Below are 24,872 nucleotides of genomic sequence, written 5' to 3'. Positions count from 1 at the left end.
CTATTGATATTGTAAGTTAACTTTTCATTACTTATATCATTTTATTAATAATAGAATTATAAAATATATAGAGAACAATATTAAGAGAGGAATAGTTGTGAATAAAGTTAATTTACATAGAACCTTTATTGGTTTGTTGTCTTTAATGAATTCTATAATAATAATTATAAAATTAATGTATACTATGCCCTACATTGTGCAAGAGACTTTATTATATATAAATTTGATAATTTGTATTGTTTTTTCTGCTGATTATTTCTTTAGAATAGTTAGAAGTAAAAATAAATTTCAATTTATATTAAATAATAAGGTAGATTTAATATCATTAATTCCGCTTAAATACATTGATAGTTTATCAAATTTTACTATTATAGGACACAATATAAATCTGATTTTTAATTTGATTATTTTGATTATACTAATATTAAAGTTTAAGAATAATATAAAATATTTGGTAAAAGAAAATAAATTTAATTATTTATTAATTTTAACAACTATAATAATTGTATTAGGAGCTGTTGTCATTTCGCTTTTAGAAGAAATGCCCTTTATAGATGCTATTTGGTGGAGCTTTGTAACCTTTACTACTGTTGGATATGGAGATGTATTAATAGAAAGTCCCTTAGGAAAAATTGTAGCTATTTTATTAATGATATTAGGGGTAGGTTTTATCAGTGTTACAACAAGTACGATGGCTGTATATATAATAAATAAAGAAGGTTATAAAAAACAAAAGAAAGGTTATAGAGAAAATGCAATTGATTTAATAAAATATAATTTAGATAATATTGATGATTTAAGCGACAAAGATTTAGAAGATATATATTATACTTTAAAAAGATTAAAACATAATAAAAAATAGACTGCTTAGGCAGTCTGTTTTTTTATTATAGTCTTTTTGCGTATGTAGAAAAAATAAATTTATCAGGTCTATGTCTAGATTCTGTATATTCAAATAATGTTCCATCATCTAAATTTACATAGTTTTTAATAATTGCTACTAAATTATATTTTTTAAGTTCTAAGTATTTCTTATCTAGCTTAGATGCAGGTTCAACAGAAACTATTTTTTGTGCCCCAGCTATTTTTAATGAAAGATCATTTTCTAAGTAATCATAAATGGAATGTATAGCAATATCTTTTGTAATCCCATTTACAACATCTTTTAGGAAATAGTTAATATCAAGGATTGTTTCTTCACCGTCTATATTTCTTGATCTAATAATGTGAATAACTTTAGAGCCTAAAGGAAAACCTGTAATTTTTGAAAGTTTTTCATCTATTATTATTTCTTCGAAAGTATGTAAATTAGTAAAATATAAAACTTCATTTGTTTCAGATGCTTCCCTAAAGCTTTGAAGCCCTCCAACTAGGAATTTAAGTTGATGTTTTTCTATAACAAATACTCCTTTTCCATGAACACTTGTTACAAAGCCTTCAAAGGAAAGTTTATCTATGGCCCTTCTTACTGTATTTCTACTGACATTAAATAATGCTGTTAATTCATTTTCGGAAGGGATTTTTTCTCCAGCTTTATAGTCATTTGATATAATTTTATTTTTTAAGTATTCATATATTTCTGTGTATTTAACTTGTTTCATAGCATGACAGTTCTCCTTTGATAAATAATCTATGTATATTATATCACTTAAAAATAAAAATAAAAATTGAATAACTGCAAAAAATAAAAAAAACATGTTTAAACAACTATTGACAAGCATGTTTAAACAAGATATAATGTAATCGTAATCAAAAATATTAATTTTATATATGAGGTGAGGAGAATGGGTAAATTTAAACAAGAAGCCTTAGACCTATTAGAACTTGTAGGGGGAAAAGAAAATATTGCAAGTTTAAGTCACTGTGTGACTAGGTTAAGGTTTGTACTAAAAGATGAAGGAAAAGCAAACGTAAAAGAAATTGAAAAATTACCAACAGTAAAGGGGACTTTTACAAATGCTGGACAATTCCAAGTTATCATTGGTAATGAAGTAAAAACATTCTTTGATGATTTTGTAAAAGTATCAGGGGTAAAAGGGGTATCAAAAGAAGAGGCTAAAAAAGCAGCTCAACAAAATATGTCACTTTTACAAAGAATAATAAGTGGACTAGCTGAAATATTCGTACCAATATTACCAGCAATTATAACAGGTGGTTTAATACTAGGATTTAGAAATATTATAGGAGATATGAAGGTTTTTGGAGATGGAACTCAAGCTCTTACAGATCTATATCCAGTATTAGCAGAAATTCATAGTTTCTTATGGATATTAGGAGAAGCTATATTCCATTTCTTACCAGTCGCAATAACTTGGTCAACAGTTAAAAAGTTTGGTGGTTCAGAAATTTTAGGTATTGTTTTAGGTATTACTTTAGTATCACCACAACTTTTAAATGCTTACGGTTATGCGGCAGCTGTACAAGAAGGAACAGTTCCATTCTGGGATTTTGGACTATTTACAATTGATAAGGTTGGTTATCAAGCACAAGTAATACCAGCTATGTTATCAGGTATTTTACTAAGCAAATTAGAACTTTCATTACGTAAGTATATACCAGATGTATTAAAAATGATTATTATACCATTTGTAGCATTACTAGTAACTTTATTATTATCTTATATTGTTATAGGACCAGTATCAAGAGTACTTGGAGATAATATAGCACTTGTATTTAACTATTTATTAACTGGACCGATTAAATTACTTGGAGCAATAATTTTTGGATTATTATATGCACCATTAGTTATTACAGGATTACATCATACATTTATAGCTGTAGACTTACAACTTATCGCAAATAATGGAGGAACAATGATATGGCCTCTAATAGCTCTAAGCAATATAGCTCAAGGTTCAGCAGCGGTTGCAATGTTAATTATTTATAAAAAGAATGCAAAACTTAAATCTGTAGCAGCATCAGCTGGTATTTCAGCATGGCTTGGAGTTACTGAACCAGCAATGTTTGGTGTTAACTTAAAATATAAATATCCATTCTATGCAGCATTAATAGGATCAGCATCAGCAGCTGTTGTATCAATACTTACTGGAGTTTTAGCTAACTCAATCGGTATAGGAGGATTACCAGGTTTCTTAGCAATTCAACCTCAATATTGGGTACAATTTATAATTGCTATGTTAGTAGCAGTAATCGTTCCTGCAGCATTAACATTTGTATTTGATAAAAAATATTCAAAAGATTATCAAGAGTTAGTTGAAGCAAAAGAATCTGCAACAATGAATTAAATTAAAGTGGTTGTAGCTTCGCTGCAACCACCTATTATTTGTAAGAGGTGAAGTTATGGACAAGAAAAATTGGTGGAAATCATCAGTAGTATATCAAATTTATCCAAAGAGTTTTAAGGATAGTAATGGAGATGGAATTGGAGATATAGTAGGAATAATAGAAGAATTAGATTATCTAAATAGTCTAGGGGTAAAGGTTATATGGCTAACACCTATTTATGTGTCACCTCAGAATGATAATGGATATGACATAGCTGACTACTATAACATTGATGAAATGTTTGGGACCATTGACGATTTTAAGAGGCTTTTAAATGAAACTCATAAAAGAGGTATGAAACTAATAATGGATATGGTTGTTAACCATACATCAACAGAGAATTATTGGTTTAAAGAAGCTTTAAAAGGGGAAGATAATCCATATCATGATTTCTATATTTGGAGAGATAAACCTAATAATTGGAGTTCAAAATTTGGAGGATCAGCATGGGAATATGTAGAGAGTTTGAATAAATATTATTTACATTTATTTGATGTAACTCAAGCTGATTTGAATTGGGAGAATCCAAGGGTTAGGGAAGAAATATTTAAGATGATGAGATATTGGCTGGATATGGGTGTAGATGGTTTTAGGTTAGATGTTGTAAATTTATTATCGAAGGATCAAAGATTTTTAGATGATGATTATAGCGATGCAACAAGAGATGGAAGAAGATTTTATACAGATGGACCTAGAATTCATGAGTATTTAAATCTTATGAATAAAGAAGTATTTTCAAAATATGAAAATATAATGACTGTTGGAGAAATGTCATCCACTAATATAGAAAATTGTATTAAATATACTAATCCTGATAATAAGGAATTAGATATGGTATTTAACTTTCACCATTTAAAGGTGGATTATAAGAATAATAAAAAGTGGGAGCTAATGCCTTTTGATTTTAAAGCATTAAAAGATTTGCTATTTACATGGCAAGTTCAAATGGAAAAGGGAAATGGATGGAATGCATTATTTTGGTGTAATCACGATCAACCAAGAATAGTATCAAGGTTTGGAAATGATACTGTTTATAGGGAAGAATCTGCTAAAATGTTAGGGACAGTAATTCATTTAATGAGAGGAACTCCTTATATATATCAAGGTGAAGAAATAGGTATGACGAATCCAAATTTTGAAAGTATAGAAGAGTTTAGGGATGTTGAATCCTTAAACGCATATGAGATCCTATTAAAAGATGGAGTAGATGAAAAAGAAGTATTAGATATATTAAATAATAGATCAAGAGATACCTCAAGAACACCTATGCAATGGAATAGTGAAAAGAATGGAGGCTTCACAAAAGGAACTCCTTGGATAAATGCAGCTAAAAATTATACTGAAATAAATGTTAAATTAGAAGATAGAAATGGAAATTCAATTTTAAATTATTACAGAAAGCTTATAAAACTAAGAGAAGAAAGTGACATAATTTCAGAAGGAAAGTTTATACCTGTTTTAGAAGATCATCCACAAGTATTAGCTTATATAAGAGAAAAAGACAATAAAAAAATTGTTGTGCTATGCAATTTCTATGAAAAAAGTACCTTTGTTGATTGGGATGAATTAAAGAATATTGATAAAGTTCTTTTAACTAATTCTAAGGAAAATAGAATTGAAGGAAATAAGGCGTTTTTAGGACCATATGGATCAATTGTTATATCAATTAACAATTTATAGATTAAAAATTAGTTATTTTAGCTTCTAAAATCTAAAAATAAGGAGATATATTAATATAATTATATATCTCCTTATTTTAAATTTATAAAAGGATAAATTGGATTATTATTTCTCTTGAAAGTTTTATTAAAATATCTTAAAATAAATTATACAAAATATGCAGATGTGGCGGAATGGCAGACGCATCATCTTGAGGGGGTGACGAGGGAATCCTCGTGCGGGTTCAAGTCCCGCCATCTGCACCAAATATTTATTTTTTTATATGGTAATTTTTAAGCTTTTCTAAGATTAAGTTGTATTTTTTAGATCTTAAACTTGGGAAGGCTTTTAATATTCTATTATGGCTACGTATATTTTTTTCAAACATTTCTTTGTATTTTACTTTCAATTCATCAAGTATTAATTTACGGTTATTTAAATCTTCTTTAATAGGAGAAATCTTTTCTGAAACCTTTAAACTTGTGTCTGAAATTGTCTGTCCAATCTCATCTGAAAGTTTTTTAATATTTCTTGAAATTTCATCTATTAATTTTAATCTTTTATTAAGATTTAATACTGTTATTATTGTAGCTATAATGTCTATGAGTATAAGTAATATCATGAGTGTAATGATAAACTTACCTAGAATAATAGGAAGAGCTTTTATAAATGTATAAATAAAAGGCTGTATAATTTTCATAATAAATACACATCCAATTCCCCAATAAATAGAAAATCTGAGGCATATATACCCTTTAATATTAAAAGGGAGATTGGAGTAGTCCCACCATTTATTTTGAAAGACTTTTTCTAAAATAAAACCAGTAATGAATTCTAAAAAGCTAGTGAGGAAAACTGAACCTAAAAATAAAATTAAAATATTATTTATTAATGGTGTAAGAGAAATAATTACAATTACTGCTCCTATTCCGTATATTGGACAAATCACTCCGTATAAAAAGCCTCTATTAACAAATTTACCTGTGTTAATAGCTGCATAGGAAACTTCTAAACACCAACCTAAAAAAGAATATATGAAAAATAATAATAACAATTCATACAATTGGAAATTCATAGTCTAACCTCCAAAAAGTAATTTATATTTTTTATATATTATAAAAAATATACTTTAAAAAATTAATAAATATTTATTACTATATTATTAATATATATATTTAGTATAACATGGAATATGTATTATAATATGGAAGTTATTGTGCTTTAGCTTGTGTTTTATTGAAAAAAATTCTATAATGTGTATAGAATTAAAAATGCTTACCCAGCTATAATATAAAGAAGAAATAGGAGTAATAGATGATAAAAGCAGTATTATTTGATTTAGATGGAACATTATTAGATACAAATGAGTTAATATATAATTCTTTTGATAGGACTTTTAAGGACAAGTTAGGTATTATTTTAGAAAGAAATGAAATAGTAAGCTTTTTTGGAATTCCTCTGAAGGATGCCTTTGAATATCATTTAAAAAAAATAGATAAATTTAATAAAGATATTTTAGAAGATTTAATAAATTATTATAGAAGTAATAATGAAGAAATGCATGATAAAATGTGTTTTGCTTTTGATGGTGTAAAAGAGTTATTAACACAGCTTAAAGCTAAAGGAATAAAGATAGCAATAGTTACTTCAAAAAGAGGAAAAATTGCAATAAGAGGAATGAAAATAGCAGGAATTCTTGAATTTATAGATGTTATTGTTACTCCTGAATTAACAGAATTACATAAACCTTACGCAGAACCAGCTTTAAAGGCTTGTCTAGAACTTTCAATTGCTCCTAAAGAAGCCATTATTGTAGGTGATAGTAATTATGATATTTTATGTGGAAAAAATGCGGGCTGTAAAACCTGTGCAGTTGAATATAGCTATATTAATAAAGAAAAATTAAAGGAAGCTAATCCAGACTATTTTGTTAGTCATCCATTAGAAATATTAAATTTAATAAATTAAGTTCATAAATAGAAAAATATTTTAATTATACCGTATAAATTACTATTCCAATGAAATTAGTGATTTATACGGTTATATTTTAATAGGATTGTGAGGGGGAATATGAGGGGATTAGGAACATATAGAGGGATAGAAAATTATAAAATCTTTAATAAAAGAAAAAATTTTAAAAATAAATTAATACTATTATCAATATTGTTTGCTGCAAGTTTTATTATAAGTTTCAATATTCTATCGAAAAGTAGAAATAATGAAACTTATTCTTCAAAAATAGAGTTTATAGAAATGGTTAAAGAGGGTGCATTAGAGAATTATAAAAAGTATGGAATACTGCCCTCTATAACAATTGCGCAAGCAGTAGTAGAATCTGATTTTGGGGAATCAACATTGGCAAAGGAATATCATAATTTATTTGGAATAAAGGCTGATGAAAGTTATACTGGAGAAGTAGTTACTTTTGAAACTATGGAAAATTATCAAGATAAAATTACTGCTAACTTTAGAACATATGATAGCTATAAAGCTTCAATTAAAGATCATGGAAGATTTTTATATGAAAATTCTAGATATTCTGAAAATGGTTTATTTGATAGTAATGATTATATAGGTCAAGCAGAAGCTTTAGAAAGAGCAGGTTATGCAACTGTAACAGACGAAAATGGAGAATTAATATATGCAGATATATTAATAGGAATAATTGAAGAGTATAAACTATATGAAATAGATGAACAATTATAAAAGATTGTGAAGCAATCTTTATTAGTGTGCAGTGTACAGTTCACAGTGTACAGTTTAGGAAATAATTCAGCTTAAGCTGAATTATAATATTTATAATCTCCAAAAGAGATTATAGAAATATAATTTTAGAAACTACGTAGTAGTTTCTTACTTAACTGAGAACTGCACCTTATAAACTGTAAACTAAAAGATTGCTTCACAATCTTTTAATATTTTGCTGTAAATTTCTTCTCTTTATCTTTTATATCAATTTCTTTAACATTTAAATTATCTACACGTATAAATCTATTACCTTCCTTAACAAGATCAATAAATTTATTAATCTTATCCAAATCACCTTGAACTTCCATTTCAACATCACCATTATATAAGTTTTTTACCCATCCTGTTAAGCCTAGGGATGTTGCATTCATTTGGCAAAAGAATCTAAAGCCTACTCCTTGAACTCTACCTTGTGCTAAAATATGAAATCTAACCATAAAATACCTCCCTAACTCTTTATAAAAAAATTATATCATATATAATATAATTGAGGGAAAAATAATATATAACAAAATTTAATAAACGGGAGGAGAATTATGGAGAGGTCATTAGTACTAATTAAACCAGATGCGGTGGAAAGAAACTTAGTAGGAAAAATTATTAATATGTATGAGGAAAATGGATTAAAGGTTGTAAAATTAAAAATGGAAACTATAAGTAGAAGTTTTGCAGCTAAACATTATAAAGATCATATAGGAAAAAGTTTTTATGAACCTTTAATAGAATTTATTACTAAAGGACCATTATGTGCAATGGTTTTAGAAGGAGAAAATGCTATTGAAAGAATTAGAAAAATTAATGGAAGCACTGATCCTACAAAGGCAGAAGAAGGCACAATAAGGAAATTATTTGGCACTAGTATAAGAGAAAATTGTGTGCATGCTTCTGATAGCATGGAAAGTGCTATGAATGAAATTGAATTATGGTTTAATAATAATTAAAAAGTAATAGGTGATAGTAGATAATTTAGTCGATAAAATTTATTAACTAAATTGAATGAGAATCCAAAAGGGAACTTTGTATAACTTAGTAGTTTACATAAAGTTCCCTTTGTAATTTATTTCATTTTTACATTTAGCCATGCATCATCATAAAGTTTAATATTTTCACCTAAGTCTCTATATATTTCACATTTTTTAAGAAGTTCTTCTGAAGGATATGCTGTTTCGTTATTTTGAATTTCTTTATCTAATAGTTCGTAAGCAGCTACATTTGGAGTAGAGTATCCTATATATTCAACATTTTGTTTTGCGTTCTCAGGATTGCTTAAGAAATTTATAAATTCTTCAGCTTCATCTTTATTTACAGCACCTTTTGGAATAACCATAGCATCAAACCAAATATTAGAACCTTCTTTAGGAACAACGTATTTAAAGTTGATATCAGGTGCATCTTGTTGAATATATATTGCATCGCCAGAATAAACAGTTGCAAAGTTAGCTTCACCATTAACCATTTTTTCTTTTACTTCATCCATAACATAAGCTTGAACTAAAGGTTTTTGTTTGATTAATTCATTAGCAGCTTCTTCTATTTCTTTTGGATTTGTAGAGTTAATAGAATATCCTTTTCTTGCTAATGAAATTGCAAGAGTATCTCTGATAGAATCAAACATTAAGATATCTCCAGAGTATTTTTCATTCCAAAGATTATTCCAGCTATCAATATTATCTTTAATATTATCAGCATTGTATATTATACCAATAGTTCCCCACATATATGGAACAGAATACTCATTATTTGGGTCATAAACTAAATTTTTATATTGCTCACCAATATATTCATAGTTAGGAATGTTATTAAAATCTAGTTTTTCCAGCATATCTTCTTTAATCATTTTTTCTATCATATAGTCAGATGGGAATAATATATCATATGCTCCTGGATTACTTTTTACTTTTTGATACATTATTTCATTTGTTTCATAAGTATCATAAATAACTTTTATTCCAGTTTCTTTTTCAAATTTGTCTATAAGATCCTCATCGATATAATCTCCATAATTAAATACATTTAAAACTCTTTCCTCTTTATTATTTCCATTACCTTTAGATGAGCATGATACTAAAGATGATGATAGTAGTAGTAATGATGTACATAGTGCAACAACTTGTTTAATTTTTTTCAATTTTATCACCTCTTGTTATAAATTCTTTTCTATTTGCAATTAATAGAAGACATAAAACAGTAATAAACATTAACGTAGATAATGCATTAATTTCTGGCTTAATACCTCTTCTAGCCATGGAGTAGATTTCTATAGAAAGATTAGTAACTCCTGGACCAGTAGTGAAGAAACTAATAACAAAATCATCAATAGACATAGTAAAGGCAATAAGCATACCTGAAATAATTCCTGGTTTTATTTGTGGTAATATTATTTTTCTTAAAGTATAACCTGGAGTAGCGCCTAAATCTAAAGCAGCTTCTTCAATATTATCAGGTAATTGTCTTAGCTTTGGTAATACTGCTAATACAACATAAGGTATATCAAAAGTTATATGAGCTAGAAGCATTGTAGCAAAACCAAATTCTACATTTATTAATGGTCTAATAAATATAAATAAACTCATTAAAGATATTCCTGTTACTATATCAGGGTTTAAAACTGGTAGATAATTTATATTTAATAAAAGGGTTTTTTTAGAACCTTTCATTTTATTAATTCCAATTGCAGCAAAAGTACCTATTATTGTAGCAATTATTGAAGAAATTATAGCAATTAGTACTGTATAAAATAATGCTTCCATTATTCGACTGTTATCAAATAATTCTTTGTACCATTTCAAAGTAAAACCAGTCCATTTACCCATGGTTTTTGATTCGTTAAAGGAGAAAACCATCAGCGAAACTATCGGAGTATATAAGAAAATAAATATCAATAAAAGATAAAATCTTTTTATGAAATTTTCTAATTTTTTTACCATAATTGCCCTCCCCCTTCTTTTGAATCGGCGCTATCAAATTTACTCATTATAGCCATGGATATTAATATTATTATCATCATAAATACTGATATGGCAGAACCGAAGTTCCAATTTCCTACATTTGTAAATTGTTGTTCTATTAAGTTACCTAGAAGGGTATATTGTCCACCGCCTAATAATCTTGAAATAACAAAGGTTGAAACAGCAGGCATAAATACCATTGTTATTCCTGATATTACCCCTGGCATACTAAGGGGAAGGACAATTTTTTGAAATACTTGAAATCTATTTGCTCCTAGATCTGCTGCAGCGTTTAGAAGATTATTATCCATTTTTGTTAGGACAGTATATATTGGTAGTATCATAAAAGGTAAGAAATTATAAATCATACCTAAAATAACAGTACCGTCATTATATAAAAATTGATAAGGTCCTAAATTAAAGAAACCAAGGATATTATTTATAAAACCATTTTTACCAAGGATGGGCATCCAAGCATAAGTTCTAAGTAAGAAATTCATCCACATAGGAACTATAAATAACATTATCATTATACTTCCTTTAGAAGGTTTCATTTTAGAAATAAAATATGCTACAGGATATCCTAAAATTAAACACCAAATTGTTGATAAAAAGGCTAACCATAAACTTCTTTGAAAAACCTTCATGTATTCAGCGTTAAATAGTTTATTAAAGTTTTCAAAGGAAAACACATAGTTGCCATTAGGATTTTTGATTGTAAAGGCAAAGAATAAAACTATTAATAAAGGTACTACAATAAAGATTGTGCTCCAAATGATAAAAGGATATGCTAAAAAGTTAGTTTTATTTTTCTTTATTTTACTCATTTTCAGCAGCCTTTCTCATTATATGGATATCTTCAGGATAAATATCTAGTCCAATAATGGAATCTACTTCTGCAGATTTTGTATTGTGTAATATCCATTTATTATTTCCTTCTTCAACTTCAATTTCATAATGAACACCTTTAAAAATAACTGATTTAACAATTCCTTTTAACATACCTTTATCAGCTGAAACAATTTTAATATCCTCAGGTCTTATTACGATATCAACATTCTCGTTTTGAGAAAAGCCTTTATCAACACATTCAAATATTTTGTTAGAAAATTTAACTTTATAATCTTCCAGCATAATACCGTCAAATATGTTGCTTTCACCAATAAATCCAGCAACAAAAGCATTAGCAGGTTCATTATAAATATCTTCTGGAGTGCCCATTTGTTGTATTTTACCTTTATTCATAACAACTATTTTATCTGACATAGTTAAAGCTTCTTCTTGATCATGGGTTACAAAAATAAAAGTAATTCCAAGTCTTTTTTGAATTTTCTTTAATTCTAATTGCATTTCTTTTCTAAGTTTTAAGTCTAATGCTCCAAGAGGTTCATCAAGAAGCAATACCTTTGGCTCATTAACGAGAGCTCTTGCTATAGCAATTCTTTGCTGCTGTCCACCACTTAGGGATTCGATATTTCTCTTTTCAAAGCCTTCTAAAGAAACAAGTTTAAGAATATTTTTTACCTTGCTATCAATTTCAGCTTTAGAAAGTTTTTTTATTTTAAGCCCAAAAGCAATATTTTCATAAACATTCATATGAGGAAATAGAGCATATTTTTGAAATACGGTGTTTACTTGCCTTTTATAAGGAGGTAAAGTGGATATATCTGTACCATTAAATAATAATTCACCACTATTACTTTCTTCAAAACCAGCGATAATTCTTAAGGTAGTAGTTTTACCGCATCCACTGGGACCCAGCAATGTTAAAAATTCATTTTCTTTGATACATAAATTAATATTATCTAAAACTAGGTTATCATCAAAAGTTTTAGAAATCCCCTTAAGTTCAATTATATTTTGTTTCAATTTAAACACCTCTTTTATATAAATTAAAATGATGGCGGCGTACTAATCCAAAGGACTTTAGCCTGAGTTTTTCCATTATTAGAAATATAATGATTTGACTTTGGCTTAAAGTAAAAACTTTCTCCCTTTTTTACTTTAAATTTTTTATTTCCTATATGAAGTATTATTGATCCTGAAAGCACATATCCAAATTCTTCACCTTCATGAGGTTCTTCTTCAATATATCGTCCATTAGCTTCTAAAGTAATCATAATGGGTTCCATTTGATTCTTTTGAGCATTAGGTATAAGCCATTTTAGCTTATATTTCAGTTCTTCATTTTCAGTTTCGAACATATCCTCATAGGTGAAGGTGATTTTTTCCTCACTGGCATCACTAAAAAATTCTGTTAGATTTGTCCCTAATGTTTCTAATATATCTACTAAAGTAGCTATAGAAGGTGAGGTTAATTCGTTTTCTACTTGAGATATAAAACCTTTAGAAAGTTCACACCTATTTGCAAGTTCTTCCTGAGTTAATTGTTTTTCAATACGTAATCTACGTATTTTTTCTCCAATATTCACAAATACACCTCTATTTACTATTATTTTTATATTAACAATTTATTAAAATTAAAAAATATTAGTAGAATAGTATCTTCTTAATACTAAACACTAAGTTTATGATTACTAAACAAACAATAGATATTATATCTATTAATGAAATATAAATCAATATTTTTTTAAAAAATATTGATTTTTTATTGTAAAAATAATTGCTATAACCATTGAAAATATTGAAGTAAGGAATGTAGAGAGAAAACAAAGTTTAATAAAACAACACTTTGAGTTTAGTAAGACTAAATTATTTTTCTTCTTTATTTTTTGTGAAAAAATTCTGAAAATATTTTGTAGAAAATTGTAATCTTACAAAATAGGAAAATAAGTAGATTTTTGTAAACTATCTTTCTTGATAAAATTAGCAAATTATGAGATAGTAGTTTATATTAACTAAGATAATTTAGTAAATAGATAGGTGGTATAATGGATCAAAAGAATAATTTATATATAAGGCGGGGAAATAAAATATATATTAGAAATCCTAAACTAGAGGAACTATCTTTTGTTGAAAAACTATGGGGAAATGAAAAAAATATGAAGGATATAGGAGGAACTTATTTTTTTCCTAAAGAAAAATGGGAAATGTTTTATAGGAAAATGGTTTATCCAACAGATGGGAAGAATTTCTTTTGCCTCATTTATGATTTAAAAGATAATCCTGTAGGAGAGGTTAGTTTTCATGGATATAATTCTATAACAAAAGTAGCAAGAATAAATGTAAAAATCCATTATAAGTATAGGGGGCTTGGATATGCAAGTGAAGCATTAAAGTTACTTTTAGAGTATTATTTTTGGAATTTTGGTGGAGAAGCAATAATCGATTCAGCAGATACTAAAGAAGCAAAAAAATTATTTGATAAATTAGGTTTTGAAGTTATAAATAAATTTAAAGAGCAAGTAACATATAAGTTAGAAAAAAATCAATTTTCTGCCTATGATAGAACTGATAATAAAGATGTTTATATATTATGCTATGATGATATGAATATTTTAGATTATTCAATAGCAGTAAAAATATTTACTACTGCAAATGAATTGTTAAATAATAATTATTTTAATATCCATTTAGTTTCAAATAAGAAAGAAGTAGTAACTGAAGGTAAAATTCATTTTTATATTGAAAGAAACTATCAGGAATTAGTTAGGAAAAAGAGTATTTTTGTAATTCCTGGAAGTGATAGTGTAAAGCTAAATTTGGACAGGTCTCATATTATTGAATATATAAGAAAAGAATATTTTAATAGTGATTATATTATTTTATTATCTAAGGAATTAATGGAATTAGAAAAAAATTTAAATATAAATATATCAGAAGATAAGAAGCTTTTAGACTATGGAAAAATTATAATAGCTAGGGATTATAAAGAAAATATAAACGCTTGTATAAACATAATAAGAAATATTCTTGGAGAAAAAATAGCATTAAATATTAAGAAGCATTTCATAGAAAATAGTTAAAATGACTTGTTTAAGTGAACAGTTCACAAGGCACGGTACACAGTTGTGGAAATAATTCAGCAGAGCTGAATTAAGAAATACAAATTTTATAAACTACATAGTAGTTTCAGCTGAAATTATGAACTGCGAATTGTGCAATGTGAACTGTCAAAGCCTTATTTCTTTAAAAGATTTGAAAAATATCCAGGTTTTATAAGTCCTTTCTTCATACCTTGTATTACTAATAAATATGTAGCAGTAGTATCAAATCTTGCATCGTGATAATTACCGCTTCCTTCAAAAAGGTCATTTGCTTTTTGAATTATTTGATCTTCACTTATTTTAAGGTAGTCTACAACTTCAGATAATTTTGGGTTTTTTATGCTACCAGATGGACTAGGAATTTTACATATATTTTTATAATAAGACATAGTGCAAAATGTATTTTTAGGTTCCCAATTTTCTTCAATCATTCCAGCATCCCAAAGTTGCTGTATTTCATGTTTTAAAAATTTTATATCAAATTGAACGTTATGTCCAATAATAAAATCAGCTTCATAAAAATCAGGCATAAAATCTTGAATAAAATCTATAAATTCACACCCTTTAGATAATTCGTACAATTTTTCAAGGGAGAAGCCGTGTACTGCTTCAGCACCTTCATCCATATTATCTACAGTGAAAAAAAAGTTTTTACCTATTGTAGTTTGTGGTTTAGTAGAAGCATCAACAAGTATATAACTTAATTGACATATGTTGCCAGGTTTTATGCTTGTTGTTTCTGTATCAAAAAATAGTAATTTCATTTTATCCTCCTAAGATACATAGTTTACAAAGTATATAATAACATAATTTATATAATAACATAAAATATAAAAAAATAACCAATAGATAAAAATTAAACTATTGGTTATTATATACAATTTTATTGTGTTTAAACAACTAAAGTATCAGCTATTATATTTGTATTTGATATTTTCTCCATTGATTTAGATACTACCTTTAATAATTCTAAACATATTTCAAGTGTTCTATTATTGTTATCTAGCAACGGATTAAATTCTACAAAATCCATTGCCCTTACTAAAGATGTTCCTATTATTCTCTCAATTATTTCTTTTCCTTCAGAAAAGGCAAGTCCATCTTTTACAGGGGTACCTGTTCCAGGAACAAGGGAAGAATCTAAACTATCTATATCAAAACTAAAATGAATATTATTTATATTTCTTGCATATAAGGCTTCAATTAATTCATCTAAAACTAATGTTATGCCTTTTTCTTTAATGTCCTTCATTGTCCAAACATTTAGATTATATTCTTTTATTAATTCTAATTCGCCTAAATCTAAGTCCCTACAGCCTATTAAAAATACATTTTCAGGCTTCACTTTTTGTCCTTGATAGAAAAGGTTAACTAAACTTTCGTGCCCTATTCCCATAGAACCAGCTAAAGGCATTCCGTGGATATTACCAGTAGGTGAAGTTTTATCTGTATTTATATCTCCGTGAGCATCTATCCATATAACTGCAATATCTTTGTTAAAATATTTGCTTGACCCAGCAATGCTCCCTAAAGCCAGTGAATGATCACCCCCAATAACTAATGGGAGATTAGAATTTGATAAAGATTCATATACTTTAGAAGCTAATAAAAAATTTGCTTTAATAACTTCATCTAAATACTTCATTTTCGCATTAGCTGTGTATTTATCCTTTGAAGAAACATTGTTTATATGAACTTCGCCCATATCACAGACTATATGACTTTGATTAAAGATATTTAGAAGGTTGTTCTCTCTTAATACTTTTGGTCCCTTTTCGACACCGGGTTTATCACACCCTAAAAATAATGGCATATCTATTATACTAATTTTCATTAAACAAACCTCCAAATAGAATAAATTTCTTGGATAACTTATTGGGCAATTTATATATTAATTCTTAATGGGGAAGTTGTAAATAGAAATTTATTAGAATTTATTGTGAAAAGAATTAAATTATTACTATAAAAATCAATAAAATGTTTACATTAAAAAACTACTAAAACAAACCATAATAAATAGTGTATGTTTTAGTAGTTAATTTTTGCATTATTATGAAACCATTTCACTTAATTTTATTAATGCTTCATCTTTTGTATCAAAGAAAAATTCGTTATTTTTAATTGCCTCTTGATCTATTTCAGGGAGATCGCTTAGAGGCTTATATTCAGTATATACTTTTTTTTCTTCTTCAATTACTTTTCCGTTTTCGTCAGTTTTAAATATGCTTATATAACCTTCTTCAGCTCCTAAATAATATTTATTAGGTTCTAGAGATGTGGAATTTACTTCTTCTGATCTTACGTAAATCAGCTTTGCCTCATTCCAGTCAGAAAGTTTATATCCTACTTTAGATAATTCTTCACTTAAAGAATCAAGGGTAAGGTTGCCTTCTAAATTCATTACATTTTTTAGCTTTGATAAACTTTCGGAAAAATCGATGTTATCTATAGTTTTTAAGGTAACAAAAATATTATCATCTAAATAATTTGATGTTTCATTATATACTGTTTTGTTATTATAATTATCATTTTCAACTCTATATTTTGGATTTGTAAGATAATCAGAAACAAAGTAGCTTAATAAAAAACAAATAATAAATAAAGAAATAATGAAAATTGCTAGAGAAATTTTCGTTTTTAATGTATTAAAGTTATTTGAATATTTATTATTCATAAAATCACCTCTTAGCTGAATTATTAACAAAATTTATAAAAAATAAACATAAAAATACAATAAAAGTATTGATTAACTAAGAAAAATTATATAATTAAGAATTGACATAAAATTGTAATGAAATTATCATCATTTTTTGATAAAATATTTATTATGTCGTGCAATATTAATATTATTCCTAAGATATAAATTAGGGGAGGAGTAAAAAATGAATAGTGAAAATTTGGAGAATGCTAGAAATAGAAGAGAAAAACATAAGAAAAAGATGAGCAAAAAGATGAAAATTGTAATAACAACTATTGTGGTAATTTTAGCAGCGTTATTAATAGGTGGAATATCAATCTATAATAATATTAGAAATAAGATATATGATGAATATGTTCCAGAGGAAAAGAAGGAAGAGAGTTATTCTGAAGTAGAAGGAATAACAAATGTATTGTTAATTGGAATTGATGGCAGAACTTTAGATGAACCATCTCGTTCAGATTCTATAATTATAGCAACTTTAGATAATAATAATAAAAAAATAAAACTAACTTCTATAATTAGAGATACATTAGTAAAAATACCTAATTATGATGAATATAAAATCAATACAGCCTTTTACTTAGGAAGTATAGAAGAAGATGAAAATGGAAAGCCAAAGGGCGCAGAAGGTGGAGCTGCTCTTTTAATGAAAACTATAGAAGAAAATTTTAATTTGCATTTAGATAAATATGTTATAGTTAATTTCTGGGGATTTGAAGATATAATTGATCAACTAGGTGGAATAGATGTCGAAGTAAAGGATTATGAATTAGATGAGGTAAATAAATATATTGGAGAAACAACTGGATTAAATTCACCATTATTATCAGAGCCTGGATATCAACATTTAAATGGACAACAAGCTTTATCCTATGCAAGAATTAGGTATGTAGGAAATGGCGGCTTTGAAAGAGCAGAAAGACAAAATAGAGTTTTATCAGAGGTTGCTAATAAGTTTAGGGAAATAAGTCCATTAAAATATGTTAGTTTGGCAAACACAATGGCAAATTATGTTAAGACCAACATTGATATACCGCTTGCTTTAAATTTAGCATATACAATATATAAATTACCATCATTAAATATTGAACAGCTTCAAATACCACAAACAGAATTAATAGCTGGAGATCGTCCTTATAAAGATAAAGGATGGAGTTTATTAATTGATTTTGAACAAAATTCTAAGGTGCTTTATGATTTTATATTTAATGATAAATTACCAAATGTAGAGGATTTTGACTTATTAGCAGTACAAAGTCTTGCTGCTAAATATGATGCTGAAGAAGCATCTTATAATGCTATATATAATATAAACCCAGAAGATTATAATGATAGAGAGAAAGAGGTTATAACAGATCCTAACAAAAATTCAGAGGAAAAGAAAGAAGAAGTTCCTGCAAAGGAAAATGAAGAAAAGCCATCTGATGGAAATAATCAAGCTGATAATAATAATGGTTCTAATAATCCAGTAGACAATAATGGAGATCAAGATCAAAATAACACTCCTAATAACCCTAATAGTCCTTCTGGAGAGCAAAAAATAGAAAATCCTAATAATACCGAAAATACCAATACTAATACAATAGACAATAAGCAGAATTGATATTAAAAAGCATTAGTATAAAGTTCACAGCTAGGCTTAACTTTAGATTATTAAAGAGTTTTAGCTGTGGACTTTTATATTTAATTTTATAAATGACTGTTAATAGTTATTTAACATATAATAGTATTTAATTTTCATAATTATGGTATAATACAAGTGTAAGGAGGTAATTATGAACAATTATTTATTACAAAAAGTTTTAGTAATTCCAGGAATTTTAATAGCCTTTACAGCTCAGGGCTATGCAAAGGCAAAGATGGCAGATAAATTAGGGGATAAAACTCCGAGATTTCAAGGAAGGTTAAGCTTAAACCCATTAGATCATATAGACATTATTGGATTTATTATGATATTAGTAGCTGGCTTCGGATGGACAAAACCTGTGGAAACTAATCCTAATGCCTATAAAAATGGGTATAAAGATGCTGTTAAAGTTACCTATGCATCGTTATTTTCTACTTTAATAGTTGCTTTTATATTTTCATTAATATTTACTTTATGGTTAAAGTTGGGAATATATTTAAATGTATCAAGTTTTATGATTATAACTTATGCTCTTAAGTTTATAGTAGAAATAAATATAAATTTATTTATATTTAATTTATTACCATTACCAGGACTTGCAGGTTTTGATTTATTTAGATACTTAAGTCCCAGAAATTTTTATAAATATTCGGGAATGATATATGATTACCAGCTTTATATTTTGATAACATTTGTAGTTTTAGGTAAATATGTTTTAGCGATACCATCAGGGTTAATAGAAGGCTTATTCTTAAAAATAGCTGGACTATTGTTTGGAATGATTTAAAGCTTAGATTTAAATAAATTTCTTGCAATAATTTTGCTGCTTTTGTATAATTAGCTTGATAAAATAGAATATTAATATTATCGTTGAGAAGAAGAGTAGTGTATTAGATTCTTTAAGCGAGTAGGGGATGGTGGAAGCCTTATAAGATATAATATATGAAGAGAGCCTTTGAGATAACTATTTATAGTCGTTTAGCTGCGTTAAAGCATAGAGTGGCATTTTATGCAATTAGAGTGGTACCGCGGAAATATTATCCGTCTCTTATTATTAAGAGGGGGATTTTTTATTTATAAGTATATATTTTGAAGGAGGAAAAAATGGATTACAAAAAGATAATAGCAGAACTATTAAATAAAGAAATAGATCTTGATCTAGAAACAATAGAAAAATTAATTGAAATACCGCCTAAGCCGGAATTAGGGGATTATGCTTTTCCATGTTTTCAATTAGCAAAAACCTTTAGAAAAGCTCCTAATATGATTGCTGAAGAATTGATAGTAAAATTAAATAAGGATGGATTTGAAAAAATAATAAATGTGGGACCTTATGTGAATTTCTTTGTAGATAAGAGCGTATTTACAAAAAATGCAATCAAAAAGATATTAAAAGAGGGAGATGAATATGGTTCATCTAATATAGGAGAAGGAAAAACAATTTGTGTTGAATATTCTTCACCTAATATTGCAAAACCATTTCATGTAGGTCATCTTTTTACAACAGCAATTGGAAATTCTTTATATAAGTTATTTAAAAAAGAAGGATATGAAGTTCAAGGCTTAAATCACCTAGGAGACTGGGGAACTCAATTTGGTAAATTAATTTCTGCCTATAAGAGATGGGGGAATGAAGAAGCCTTAGAAGAAAATGCTATAAATGAGCTCTTAAGAATATATGTTAAATTCCATGAAGAAGCAGAAAAGAATGAAGCTTTAGAAGATGAAGCTAGAGCATATTTTAAAGCTTTAGAAGATAGAGATGAAGAAGCAACAGCATTATGGAAAAGATTTAGAGACTTAAGTTTAAAAGAGTTCGAAAGAATATATGATATATTTAATGTAAAATTTGATTCCTATGCTGGAGAAGCTTTTTATAATGATAAAATGGATGAAGTCGTTAGGGAATTAAAGGATAAAGGACTTTTAGTTGAAAGTAATGGAGCTCAAGTTGTTATGTTAGATGAATATAACATGCCTCCATGTATTGTATTAAAGGCTGATGGTGCATCTATATATGCAACAAGAGATTTAGCTGCTGCAATTTATAGAAAGAAAACTTACAATTTCTATAAATCTATATATGTAGTTGGGTTACCTCAATCCTTACATTTCAAGCAAGTATTTAAAGTATTAGAACTTGCTGGGCATGAATGGGCAAAGGATTGTATCCATGTAGGTTTTGGAACAGTTAAATCAGCAACTGGTAAAATGTCAACAAGAAAAGGAGAAATGATTCTTCTTGATGAATTAATAAATGAAGCTATAGAAAAATCTTTAGAAGTAATAAATGAAAAAAATCCTAAATTAGAAAACAAAGAAGAAGTAGCTAAAAAGATAGGAATTGGGTCAATATTATTTACTTATCTTAAAAATTCTAGAGAAAAAGATATTATATTTGATTGGAAGGAAATTCTTTCATTTGATGGAGAAACTGGTCCATATGTTCAATATTCTTATGCAAGAGCAAATAGTATATTAGATAGAGCTGGGGAAATTAAAGGAGAAGCAGATTATTCAAAGCTTACTTCAAAGGAAGAATTTGAACTTGTTAAGACTTTAGAAAGTTTTGAAAATCAGATACATTTAGCAACAGAAAAGCTTGAACCTTCTGTTATTACAAGATATGCAATTCAAGTAGCGAAAGACTTTAATAAATTCTATAATTCTCACTCAGTATTAAACTTAGAAGATGAAGAATTAAAGATTGCTAGAATAAACTTAGTTAAATCTACATGCCAAGTTATAAAAAATGCATTAGCTTTACTAGGAATTGAAGTTGTAGAAAAGATGTAATAAAAAGATGCTGTAATTTTTACAGCATCTTTTTATAATTTTAACGTTTAGTAATTGATATATTTGATGAACAGCCTGAACAATTAGCTGAACTTTTATCACTACAGCTGCAGCCACCTTTTGAGGCTTTTTTAAAGTTTTTATAAAGAACTGAAATAGCAAATGCAACAATAAGTAAAGTTATTAATATTTCCATAAAAAACACCCTCTTTTAGAATTTTTTATAAATATAAATCCTTAGTTAAATCTTAAAGTAAATATAACGGGATTTGTATTGAAAATCATTATCATATAAATAGTATAACTAATTGTAAAATTTTAGTCAATATTTTTTGAGCTGGTAATGTTTTATTATAAAAAATAAAAATTAAAAATTGCTCATTAGAGTAAAATATATTATATATTACATAATATATAACTATATAATTTTTATATATTACATATTCTTATATTAAATTAAAAATGATATAATGTTATAAGATAATAATAATACAAGGTGATAATGATAAGGAAGAAAGAGTGGTAATGTGATTATTCGAGAAAATATAATAGAAGTAGAGCCCACACTTGAAGAATATATGCTGAGGACGGAAGATATTAATAAAACACCGGAAGAGCTTATATTTTTTGATTTAGAGCATTACGTTTACAAAAAACCTAAATGTATTGGTGTTTTTGGAGCCTGTATTTATGAAAATAATAAGCTGCATGTTACTCAATATATGATAGAGAATAAAAATGAAGTAGTTCAAATACTATATTTAGCAAAAAAATATTTTATTAAAATGAAAAGAAAAGGCAAAAGTGCTATAGTTACTTTTTCAGGAAATAATGATTATACAGTAATAAATTATCTTTTTGAAAAATATAATATTGATTTTAACTTTTCTAAAGATTTTCAAGATATTGATATTCAAAAGGAATATGAAAAAGAAAAGAAACATTCCATAGGACTTAAGAATTTAGAAAAAGAATTTGGAATAGTGAGAGAAGAAAGAGATTTAATAAGTGGTTCAAACTTAGCGAAAACTTTTCATAAAGTATTAAAAGATAGAGAATATATTATTAGAATGCCAAAAGAAAAAATTGAGACAATACTTTTATATAATGAAGCAGATGTTACAAATTTATATTATATTTATACTTCGTGGAGGGAATTTATTAATAAAGATAAAGTAGATAATTTAGTTGAAGATAATTCAAAGGAAGTTAATAAAGAAGCATAATAAAAGTTTAAGTTTTATAGATTTTTTATTTAAGAAGATATTCTTAAATGATAGATGCTCCTAATATTTAGGAGCATCTATCATTTTTAAAGACTTTCCATTAGAAATAATAACAATTGTATCATTTATATCTGTTCTTAAGACTTTTGTATTTTTAATAGTTTCTAAGACATCCTTAGTAGGGTGTCCATAGTTATTATTTTTCCCAACAGAAATAACACATATCTTTGGATTTACTTTTGAGAAAAATTCTTTACTAGTTGAAGAAGAGGAACCGTGGTGGCCTATTTTCAAAAGGTCAGATTTTAAATTATATCCTGAACAAATCACTTCCTTCTCTGCAATTTCCTCAGCATCACCTGTAAAAAGAAAGGAAATCTTCCCATGGGTAATTTTAATAATAGGAGAGTAATTGTTAATATCTTCATAACTATTAGAAATAGGAGAAAATACTTCCGTTTTAGTATTATTTCCAAGAGAAATTGAATTTGTATTAGCTTTTATAACATTAATTTTTAAATCCTTTCTAACCAAGGCCTCTATCATTGTTTCAAAGGGCTTTGTATTATTTGTTATTTTAGGTGCATAAAAATTTAATACATTGTATTTATCAATTATGTAAGCCATATTTCCTATATGATCTTCATGAGGATGGGTTGCTATTACATAATCTAAATGCTTAATTTTCAATGAGGATAAATAATCGAATAGTTTATCCTTTGCATCTACAGGACCAGCATCAATAAGCATGTTCTTATTATTCACCTGTATTAAGATGGCATCTCCCTGTCCTACATTTATAAAGTGAACTATCATATTCTCAGAACTTATATCATAAATCAATTTTTTTGAATAAATTTTTGAAAATAAAAATACTGAGAATAAAATTATAAATGTGATAATAATGGAAAAACGATATTTCTTATGCAATTTTTATACTCCTTAAAAGCTTTTTTTTTGTAATTATGGACATTTCAAAGTGAAAATATAATTGAAGAAAGAAAGAAATAACATTATAATAAACATAGAAAAATTATGGTGGTGAGTAAATGAATATTTTAAAGTATATTAACTATGGATTTTATATGGCTGTCATAATGCCATGCAAAATATTAAAACATAAATATATAAAAAAAACAAAGGGTGAAAAGGCAGCAAAAGATTACTGTGCTGAAATTGGAGAAAAGTGGGCTGAATTTACAATAAAAACAATAGGAATGAAGATTACAATATTAGGTAAAGAGAATATTCCTGATGGCCCATGCTGCTATATAGGAAATCATACAAGCATTTTAGATATACCAATATTAATAAATTCAGTAGGCAAATGTATGGGGTTTATTGCTAAAAAAGAAATGTCTAATACTCCTGTATTAGGTTATTTAATGAAAGAATATAATTGTGTAGCATTAGATAGGGAAAATGTTAGGGAGGGCTTGAAAGCTATAAAAGAAGGGGCTGACAACATAAAAGCTGGTTATAGTATGGCAATTTTTCCTGAAGGAACGAGAAGTAAGAATGGAAAGATGGGACAATTTAAGAAAGGTAGTTTAAAACTTGCTACTATGGCAAAGGCTCCTGTTGTACCTGTTGCAATAGAAGGAGCATACAAAGCTTATGAAGAAAATAGGAAGTTTAAAGCAGTAGATATTAAAGTAACTTTTTCAAAACCTATTTACACTGATAAGCTTACTAAGGAAGAAGAAAGAGAACTTCCAGAAAGAATAAGAAGTATAATTGCAAAAAATTTAGGAGAAGAATAATCTTGAAAGTTATATTATTATAATTTATATTATAATGGTATAACTTTTTATTATTAAAAATATATTATTATGATATAAAAATTAACAATCTAATAATTTATTAGAAAAATGCAAAGAAGCACTTATAAACTTGCAAAAAACATGGTATAATATGTTGCATTAGCAAAAAAAT

25 protein-coding genes, 1 tRNA gene and 1 other annotated feature are annotated in these 24,872 nt (G+C 26.9%); of the genes, 13 read left to right on the top strand and 13 right to left on the bottom strand.

Annotation, left to right across the window (positions count from 1 at the left end):
• The first annotated feature begins 97 nt into the window (after window positions 1-97).
• The gene (locus BEN51_RS09230; RefSeq protein WP_119865780.1) at window positions 98-862 is read left to right on the top strand and encodes a potassium channel family protein; all 765 of its coding nucleotides are present in this window, start codon (window positions 98-100) and stop codon (window positions 860-862) included.
• Between the two features lie 25 nt (window positions 863-887).
• On the opposite strand, the gene treR is transcribed toward BEN51_RS09230, so the two are convergent.
• The gene (treR, locus tag BEN51_RS09225) at window positions 888-1,601 is read right to left on the bottom strand and encodes a trehalose operon repressor (protein ID WP_119865779.1); all 714 of its coding nucleotides are present in this window, start codon (window positions 1,599-1,601) and stop codon (window positions 888-890) included.
• 183 nt (window positions 1,602-1,784) lie between these two features.
• Here treR and treP point away from each other — a divergent pair, with 183 nt between their 5' ends.
• From treP to BEN51_RS09210, 3 genes are all read left to right on the top strand, one after another.
• Window positions 1,785-3,245, top strand: a complete 1,461-nt coding sequence (gene treP, locus BEN51_RS09220; RefSeq protein WP_119865778.1) for a PTS system trehalose-specific EIIBC component — start codon at window positions 1,785-1,787, stop codon at window positions 3,243-3,245.
• Window positions 3,246-3,300: 55 nt separating this feature from the next.
• A complete protein-coding gene (gene treC / locus BEN51_RS09215; protein WP_119865777.1) occupies window positions 3,301-4,965 on the top strand; it encodes an alpha,alpha-phosphotrehalase in 1,665 nt (554 codons plus the stop codon).
• A 159-nt stretch (window positions 4,966-5,124) separates the two neighbouring features.
• Window positions 5,125-5,210 (top strand) — tRNA-Leu (locus BEN51_RS09210).
• Window positions 5,211-5,215: 5 nt separating this feature from the next.
• Here BEN51_RS09210 and BEN51_RS09205 read toward each other — a convergent pair.
• The gene (locus tag BEN51_RS09205) at window positions 5,216-6,019 is read right to left on the bottom strand and encodes a putative ABC transporter permease (protein ID WP_119865776.1); all 804 of its coding nucleotides are present in this window, start codon (window positions 6,017-6,019) and stop codon (window positions 5,216-5,218) included.
• A 239-nt stretch (window positions 6,020-6,258) separates the two neighbouring features.
• Between BEN51_RS09205 and ppaX the strand changes: the two genes are divergently transcribed.
• Together ppaX and BEN51_RS09195 are read left to right on the top strand one after the other, a co-directional pair.
• Window positions 6,259-6,912, top strand: a complete 654-nt coding sequence (gene ppaX, locus BEN51_RS09200) for a pyrophosphatase PpaX (protein WP_119865775.1) — start codon at window positions 6,259-6,261, stop codon at window positions 6,910-6,912.
• Window positions 6,913-7,014: 102 nt separating this feature from the next.
• Window positions 7,015-7,650 (top strand): glycoside hydrolase family 73 protein, encoded by a 636-nt coding sequence (locus BEN51_RS09195; protein WP_119865774.1) that lies wholly within the window; start codon window positions 7,015-7,017, stop codon window positions 7,648-7,650.
• Window positions 7,651-7,856: 206 nt separating this feature from the next.
• Here the strand turns inward: BEN51_RS09195 and BEN51_RS09190 are convergent, their stop codons facing one another.
• Window positions 7,857-8,129: an acylphosphatase gene (locus tag BEN51_RS09190; RefSeq protein ID WP_119865773.1), complete on the bottom strand. Its 273-nt coding sequence runs from the start codon at window positions 8,127-8,129 to the stop codon at window positions 7,857-7,859.
• 99 nt (window positions 8,130-8,228) lie between these two features.
• Between BEN51_RS09190 and ndk the strand changes: the two genes are divergently transcribed.
• A complete protein-coding gene (gene ndk, locus BEN51_RS09185; RefSeq protein WP_207652763.1) occupies window positions 8,229-8,633 on the top strand; it encodes a nucleoside-diphosphate kinase in 405 nt (134 codons plus the stop codon).
• Window positions 8,634-8,749: 116 nt separating this feature from the next.
• Here the strand turns inward: ndk and BEN51_RS09180 are convergent, their stop codons facing one another.
• From BEN51_RS09180 to BEN51_RS09160, 5 genes are read right to left on the bottom strand one after another with little or no spacing between them, the layout of a single operon-like run.
• Window positions 8,750-9,820 carry an ABC transporter substrate-binding protein gene (locus BEN51_RS09180; protein ID WP_119865771.1) on the bottom strand — a complete coding sequence of 357 codons (1,071 nt, stop codon included), beginning with the start codon at window positions 9,818-9,820 and terminating at the stop codon, window positions 8,750-8,752.
• Window positions 9,807-10,619, bottom strand: a complete 813-nt coding sequence (locus BEN51_RS09175; RefSeq protein WP_119865770.1) for an ABC transporter permease — start codon at window positions 10,617-10,619, stop codon at window positions 9,807-9,809. Before BEN51_RS09175 ends, BEN51_RS09180 begins: the two co-directional genes overlap by 14 nt.
• Window positions 10,613-11,467, bottom strand: coding sequence for an ABC transporter permease (locus tag BEN51_RS09170; protein WP_119865769.1), 855 nt, complete (start codon window positions 11,465-11,467; stop codon window positions 10,613-10,615). The genes BEN51_RS09175 and BEN51_RS09170 overlap by 7 nt, the downstream gene beginning before the upstream one ends.
• Window positions 11,460-12,509, bottom strand: coding sequence for a spermidine/putrescine ABC transporter ATP-binding protein (gene potA, locus BEN51_RS09165; RefSeq protein WP_119865768.1), 1,050 nt, complete (start codon window positions 12,507-12,509; stop codon window positions 11,460-11,462). Before potA ends, BEN51_RS09170 begins: the two co-directional genes overlap by 8 nt.
• 23 nt (window positions 12,510-12,532) lie before the next feature.
• Complete coding sequence (locus BEN51_RS09160; protein WP_119865767.1) at window positions 12,533-13,072, bottom strand: helix-turn-helix domain-containing protein; 540 nt, start codon at window positions 13,070-13,072, stop codon at window positions 12,533-12,535.
• A gap of 459 nt (window positions 13,073-13,531) precedes the next feature.
• Between BEN51_RS09160 and BEN51_RS09155 the strand changes: the two genes are divergently transcribed.
• Window positions 13,532-14,566, top strand: coding sequence for a GNAT family N-acetyltransferase (locus BEN51_RS09155; RefSeq protein ID WP_119865766.1), 1,035 nt, complete (start codon window positions 13,532-13,534; stop codon window positions 14,564-14,566).
• Between the two features lie 155 nt (window positions 14,567-14,721).
• Here BEN51_RS09155 and BEN51_RS09150 read toward each other — a convergent pair whose 3' ends face one another.
• The 3 genes from BEN51_RS09150 to BEN51_RS09140 all read right to left on the bottom strand — a co-directional run bounded on the left by BEN51_RS09150 (window position 14,722) and on the right by BEN51_RS09140 (window position 17,261).
• On the bottom strand, window positions 14,722-15,351 hold the full coding sequence (locus BEN51_RS09150; RefSeq protein WP_119865765.1) for a 3'-5' exonuclease: 630 nt from the start codon (window positions 15,349-15,351) through the stop codon (window positions 14,722-14,724).
• 128 nt (window positions 15,352-15,479) lie between these two features.
• On the bottom strand, window positions 15,480-16,421 hold the full coding sequence (rocF, locus tag BEN51_RS09145) for an arginase (protein WP_119865764.1): 942 nt from the start codon (window positions 16,419-16,421) through the stop codon (window positions 15,480-15,482).
• Between the two features lie 216 nt (window positions 16,422-16,637).
• Window positions 16,638-17,261 carry a hypothetical protein gene (locus tag BEN51_RS09140; protein ID WP_119865763.1) on the bottom strand — a complete coding sequence of 208 codons (624 nt, stop codon included), beginning with the start codon at window positions 17,259-17,261 and terminating at the stop codon, window positions 16,638-16,640.
• A gap of 208 nt (window positions 17,262-17,469) precedes the next feature.
• On the opposite strand from BEN51_RS09140, the gene BEN51_RS09135 reads away from it, so the two are divergent.
• The 3 genes from BEN51_RS09135 to argS all read left to right on the top strand — a co-directional run bounded on the left by BEN51_RS09135 (window position 17,470) and on the right by argS (window position 21,711).
• Window positions 17,470-18,891: an LCP family protein gene (locus tag BEN51_RS09135; RefSeq protein WP_119865762.1), complete on the top strand. Its 1,422-nt coding sequence runs from the start codon at window positions 17,470-17,472 to the stop codon at window positions 18,889-18,891.
• Window positions 18,892-19,063: 172 nt separating this feature from the next.
• Window positions 19,064-19,702 carry a site-2 protease family protein gene (locus tag BEN51_RS09130; protein ID WP_119865761.1) on the top strand — a complete coding sequence of 213 codons (639 nt, stop codon included), beginning with the start codon at window positions 19,064-19,066 and terminating at the stop codon, window positions 19,700-19,702.
• A 74-nt stretch (window positions 19,703-19,776) separates the two neighbouring features.
• Window positions 19,777-19,967, top strand: a binding site (T-box leader).
• Window positions 19,968-20,019: 52 nt separating this feature from the next.
• The gene (argS, locus tag BEN51_RS09125; protein WP_119865760.1) at window positions 20,020-21,711 is read left to right on the top strand and encodes an arginine--tRNA ligase; all 1,692 of its coding nucleotides are present in this window, start codon (window positions 20,020-20,022) and stop codon (window positions 21,709-21,711) included.
• Window positions 21,712-21,751: 40 nt separating this feature from the next.
• On the opposite strand, the gene BEN51_RS09120 is transcribed toward argS, so the two are convergent.
• Entirely contained in the window at window positions 21,752-21,907 is a 156-nt protein-coding gene (locus tag BEN51_RS09120) for a FeoB-associated Cys-rich membrane protein (RefSeq protein WP_119865759.1), read from the bottom strand.
• A 331-nt stretch (window positions 21,908-22,238) separates the two neighbouring features.
• On the opposite strand from BEN51_RS09120, the gene BEN51_RS09115 reads away from it, so the two are divergent.
• Entirely contained in the window at window positions 22,239-22,937 is a 699-nt protein-coding gene (locus BEN51_RS09115) for a ribonuclease H-like domain-containing protein (protein WP_119865758.1), read from the top strand.
• A 60-nt stretch (window positions 22,938-22,997) separates the two neighbouring features.
• Here BEN51_RS09115 and BEN51_RS09110 read toward each other — a convergent pair whose 3' ends face one another.
• Entirely contained in the window at window positions 22,998-23,867 is an 870-nt protein-coding gene (locus BEN51_RS09110) for a ComEC/Rec2 family competence protein (RefSeq protein WP_207652762.1), read from the bottom strand.
• 119 nt (window positions 23,868-23,986) lie between these two features.
• Here BEN51_RS09110 and BEN51_RS09105 point away from each other — a divergent pair, with 119 nt between their 5' ends.
• The gene (locus BEN51_RS09105) at window positions 23,987-24,700 is read left to right on the top strand and encodes a lysophospholipid acyltransferase family protein (RefSeq protein ID WP_119865757.1); all 714 of its coding nucleotides are present in this window, start codon (window positions 23,987-23,989) and stop codon (window positions 24,698-24,700) included.
• Window positions 24,701-24,872 lie beyond the last annotated feature (172 nt).

It is taken from the genome of Clostridium isatidis, from assembly GCF_002285495.1.
Taxonomy (GTDB): Bacteria; Bacillota; Clostridia; order Clostridiales; family Clostridiaceae; genus Clostridium; species Clostridium isatidis.
This window is presented reverse-complemented; position numbering and strand designations above follow the sequence as displayed.